General features: G+C 60.6%; 4 protein-coding genes. 3 read left to right on the plus strand and 1 reads right to left on the minus strand.

The window, feature by feature from the left end:
- Positions 1 to 215, plus strand: a 215-nt coding sequence (locus D6877_RS04845) for a GMC oxidoreductase (RefSeq protein ID WP_241662850.1), incomplete at its 5' end; no start/stop codon positions are given.
- A 135-nt stretch (positions 216 to 350) separates the two neighbouring features.
- Positions 351 to 1,973, plus strand: a complete 1,623-nt coding sequence (locus D6877_RS04850) for an MFS transporter (RefSeq protein ID WP_024013261.1) — start codon at positions 351 to 353, stop codon at positions 1,971 to 1,973.
- A 52-nt stretch (positions 1,974 to 2,025) separates the two neighbouring features.
- On the opposite strand, the gene D6877_RS04855 is transcribed toward D6877_RS04850, so the two are convergent.
- Entirely contained in the window at positions 2,026 to 2,388 is a 363-nt protein-coding gene (locus tag D6877_RS04855; RefSeq protein WP_130910035.1) for a DUF427 domain-containing protein, read from the minus strand.
- A gap of 192 nt (positions 2,389 to 2,580) precedes the next feature.
- On the opposite strand from D6877_RS04855, the gene D6877_RS04860 reads away from it, so the two are divergent.
- Positions 2,581 to 4,524, plus strand: coding sequence for a DNA topoisomerase III (locus D6877_RS04860; protein WP_130910036.1), 1,944 nt, complete (start codon positions 2,581 to 2,583; stop codon positions 4,522 to 4,524).
- Positions 4,525 to 4,586: the final 62 nt, after the last annotated feature.

The raw sequence follows: 4,586 nt of genomic DNA on the forward strand, positions 1-4,586 counted from the left end.
GTGACGCAGTGGTCGATGCGCAATTGCGCGTGCATGGCGTGCCGGGTCTGCGCGTCGCCGATGCGTCGATCATGCCGAGAATTACCTCGGGCAACACCTGTTCGCCTACGCTGATGATTGCCGAGAAGGCGGCACAACTGATACTGGCTGGACCTGTACACAGTACAAATGTGGGAGCGAGCCTGCTCGCGAATGCGGTAGCTCACTCAGCCTAGGAGTTGACTGGCAAAAAGCTTTCGCGAGCAGGCTCGCTCCCACAGGAATCATCATCACCAGACTCAGGCATCGCGCATTACCGGACACGCAACACCAGTGGAACAACAAAAACAATCACTGTGAGGGATACCGATATGTCAGAACACGTTCAGCCGCTGGACGCTGCGGGCAGCGCCGAGACCAGCAACGCAACGCAGAAAGTCATCTTCGCCTCATCACTCGGGACAGTGTTCGAGTGGTATGACTTCTTCCTCTACGGCGCTCTCGCGGCGGTGATCAGCAAGCAGTTTTTCGCCGGGGTCAACGACACCACGGCGTTCATCTTCGCCCTGATGGCATTCGCCGCCGGCTTCATCGTGCGGCCATTCGGCGCGCTGGTGTTCGGCCGTTTGGGCGACATGATCGGGCGCAAGTACACGTTCCTGGCGACGATCATTCTGATGGGCGTGGCGACGTTCTGCGTCGGCCTGCTGCCGACCTACGCCAGCATCGGCATCGCCGCGCCGATCATTCTGGTGGTGCTGCGCATGCTTCAGGGCCTGGCGCTTGGGGGCGAATACGGTGGTGCGGCGACCTACGTGGCCGAACATGCGCCTATCGGCAAACGCGGCTTCCACACCAGCTGGATTCAATCCACCGCGACCCTCGGCCTGCTGTTGTCGCTGCTGGTGGTGCTCGGCTGCCGCTACTTCACCGGCGACCAGTTTGAAGTCTGGGGCTGGCGCATTCCGTTCCTGCTGTCGATCGTGCTGTTGGGCATTTCCACCTGGATTCGCCTGAGCCTGCACGAGTCGCCGGCCTACCTGAAAATGAAGGAAGAAGGCAAAACCTCGAAGGCGCCGATCCGCGAATCCTTCGGCAAATGGGAAAACCTCAAAGTCGTGCTGATTGCGCTGTTCAGCATCAATGCCGGGCAAGCGGTGACCTTCTACGCCGCGCAGTTCTATGTGCTGTTCTTCCTCACCCAGTTCCTGAAAATGGACCCGGCGGTGGCCAACAGTCTGCTGATCATCAGCGTGGTGATCGGCGCGCCGTTCTTTATCTTTTTCGGCTGGCTGTCGGACAAGGTCGGGCGTAAACCGGTACTGATGCTCGGTCTGTTGCTGGCGACCGCGCTGTACTTTCCGATCTTCAAGTCCTTGGCCCACTACGCCAACCCGGCGATCGATCAGGCCAGCCGTCAGGCACCGATCACCGTCCTCGCCGACCCCGCCACTTGCACCTTCCAGTTCGATCCGGTGGGCAAGGCGAAATTCGACAGTCCGTGCGACAAGGTCAAAACCTTCCTGGTCAAACAAGGCCTGCCCTACTCCAGCGTCGCAGCGCCTGCGGGCAGCGCCGTGCAAGTGAGTGTCGGCGACGTGAAGCTGGATGGCTTCGATGAGGCGGCACTGCGCGGCGCGATTACCCTCGCCGGCTACCCGCAACAAGCCGATATGCAGCAGATCAACAAACCGATGATCGTCGCCCTGATCGTCGCGCTGATCATCATCTCCGCCATGTGCTACGGCCCGCTGGCGGCGCTGATGGTCGAACTGTTCCCGACGCGCATCCGCTACACCTCGATGTCGCTGCCCTACCACATCGGCAACGGCTGGTTCGGCGGCTTCCTGCCGACGGTGTCGTTCGCGCTGGTGGTGTACACCGGGGATATTTTCTACGGGCTGTGGTATCCGGTGCTGATCACCGGGGTGAGCCTGGTGGTGGGGATGATCTGTCTGCGTGAGACGAAGAATATCGATCTCGACAAGAACTGAAAAACCCGCTGACACAATGGCGAGGGAAGCGATTCTCTCGCCATTTTTTTGCTCAGGCGTGCGCCTTGATCACTTCGAATTTCACCTGGTCCGGATAAAAGGCCACGTAGTCGCGGATCGGTGCGACGGAGACCTTCGGGTTTTCGTACGTCCACACCGCGTTGGCACCCTCATGTCCGGGCACTTGCAGGCTGAAATAGTTGGCGTCGCCCTTGTACGGGCAATAGCTGGTGTGGTCGGTGCGGGCGAAGTATTTTTCGTCGATGTCTTCGCGCGGGATGTAGTACACCGGCGGATAGTTGGCTTCGTTGAGGATCATCGCGTGAGAGGACGCGGCGACCTGGATGCCGTGGAACTTCACCAGCAGGCAGCCGGCAAGTTGTTCCAGGCTGATCACGGGACTGGGGCTTTTCATGAGGTTCTCCTGAGCACAGCGAAGAGACCGGTTCAGGTATAGCTGATGGGCTCGGGTCTGGTTGAGATTGCAGCCGAACGGCGAAAACCTTTGGCAATGGTTTTATCTGTATATCCATACAGATAAAAGTTGCTCGCGCCGCAGACTCCAGCCATCCTGTGCGCTCCCACAAACCAACCAGCGATGGTAGCTATGCGGCTGTACCTCTGTGAAAAACCTTCCCAGGCCAAAGACATTGCGGCCGTGCTCGGCGCCAGGCGTCGCGGCGACGGCTGCTGGTTGGGGACGGACGTCACAGTGACCTGGTGCATCGGCCATTTGCTCGAAACAGCACCGCCGGATGCCTACGACGCGCGCTACAAGCGCTGGGTGCTGGCGGATCTGCCGATCATTCCCGACAAATGGAAAATGACCGTCAAGCCGCGCACCGCCAGCCAGTACAAAGCGGTGAAGCGTCTGCTTGGCGAGGCCAGCGAACTGATCATCGCCACCGACGCCGACCGTGAGGGCGAGATGATCGCCCGGGAACTGGTCGAGCACTGCCGCTATCGCGGGCCGATCCGCCGCTTGTGGCTGTCGGCGCTGGACGAGGCATCGATTCGCAAGGCCTTGGCCGCGCTGAAACCGGGAGCCGAAACATTCAGCCTGTATCACTCGGCACTGGGCCGTTCACGCGCGGACTGGCTGATCGGCATGAACATGAGTCGACTGTTCACCTTGCTGGGCCGGCAGTCGGGTTATCAGGGCGTGCTGCCTGTGGGCCGAGTGCAGACGCCGACCCTGCGACTGGTGGTCGACCGCGACCGCAGCATCGCCGATTTCGTCCCCGTACCGTTCTGGGCAATCGACGTGGATTTGCTGCACAACGGCACGGCGTTTACCGCGCAATGGCGCGCACCAGCGGACGCTTGTGATGATCAGGATCGCTGCCTGAATCAGGCGTTGGCGCAACAAACAGCGGCGGCGATCAGCAGTGCAGACAGCGCACGGGTGATCAAGCTGAAAACCGAGCGCATGCGCGAAGTGGCGCCCCTGCCCTTCGATCTCGGCACCTTGCAGGAAGTCTGCTCGAAAAAGCTTGGCCTTGGCGCCCAGGAGACCCTCGACATCGCACAGGCCCTTTACGAAACCTACAAAGTCATCACCTATCCGCGCAGTGATTGCGGCTTTCTGCCGTTGAGCCAGCACAGTGAGGCGCCATCGATCCTCACAGCGTTGCGCCAGGCCGATCCGAGCCTTGAACCTTTGCAGAGGCATCTCGAACCGCAGCGGCGCTCGCGGGCCTGGAATGACGCCAAGGTCAGCGCTCACCACGGCATCATTCCCACCATCGCCGCGAAGAACCTCGAACGCCTGACCGGCAAGCATCGCGCGGTGTACACGCTGATTCGCGCGCGCTACCTGGCGCAGTTCCTGCCCAATCACGAATACGATCGCACCCAGGCCGATTTCGATTGCAACGGGCAGGCGTTGCGCGCGGTCGGCAAGCAGATCATCGAACCAGGCTGGAAGCGCGCATTGCCCGAAGCACTGGCACCGGCCAAGGGCCGCGAAGCACCAGCACCGCAAACCTTGCCGGCCCTGAGCCAGGGCGTCGAATGCGCTGTGGCGAAGGTGAATCTCAAGGATCTGTGGACGCAGCCACCAAAACCCTACACCGAAGGCGATCTGATCAAGGCGATGAAGAACGTCGCCAAACTGGTCGAGGATCCGCTGCTCAAACAGAAACTCAAGGACACCACCGGCATCGGCACCGAAGCCACCCGTGCGTCGATCATTCAGGGTTTGCTTGATCGTGGTTATCTGGTCAAGAACGGCAAGGCATTGGCGGCGACACCTGCGGCGTTCAGCCTGATCGATGCAGTGCCGCGCGCGATCGCCGATCCTGGCACTACGGCGATCTGGGAACAGGCGCTGGACATGGTGCAAAGCGGCGAGATGAGTCTGGAAGAATTTGTCACCAAACAGGCTGCGTGGATGAGCAAGCAGGTCAGCCGCTGCTCAGCCATCAGCCTGACCATCAGCGGCCCGCCGCCTGCCGGCAAAGCCGCAGCGCCGTGGAAGAAAAAGCGCAAGTCGACGGCCAGCAAAACCGCCGTTAAGCGCAATCGCACGGCGCGTCCGGCGACTCGCTGAATTCCTCGAGGTTCCCTTCTCTACGTTGCTGAAACGGATCTTTTCTCATTCCAAAACAGCTT

Origin of the sequence: Pseudomonas sp. Sample_9 (assembly GCF_004307535.1) — a bacterium.
GTDB classification, from domain to species: domain Bacteria; phylum Pseudomonadota; class Gammaproteobacteria; order Pseudomonadales; family Pseudomonadaceae; genus Aquipseudomonas; species Aquipseudomonas mercuritolerans.

Bases quoted from the DNA above. Each gene is read 5' to 3' on its own strand.
- D6877_RS04850 (WP_024013261.1), top strand. From the start codon at position 351: ATGTCAGAACACGTTCAGCCGCTGGACGCTGCGGGCAGCGCCGAGACC.
- D6877_RS04855 (WP_130910035.1), bottom strand. From the start codon at position 2,388: ATGAAAAGCCCCAGTCCCGTGATCAGCCTGGAACAACTTGCCGGCTGC.
- D6877_RS04860 (WP_130910036.1), top strand. From the start codon at position 2,581: ATGCGGCTGTACCTCTGTGAAAAACCTTCCCAGGCCAAAGACATTGCG.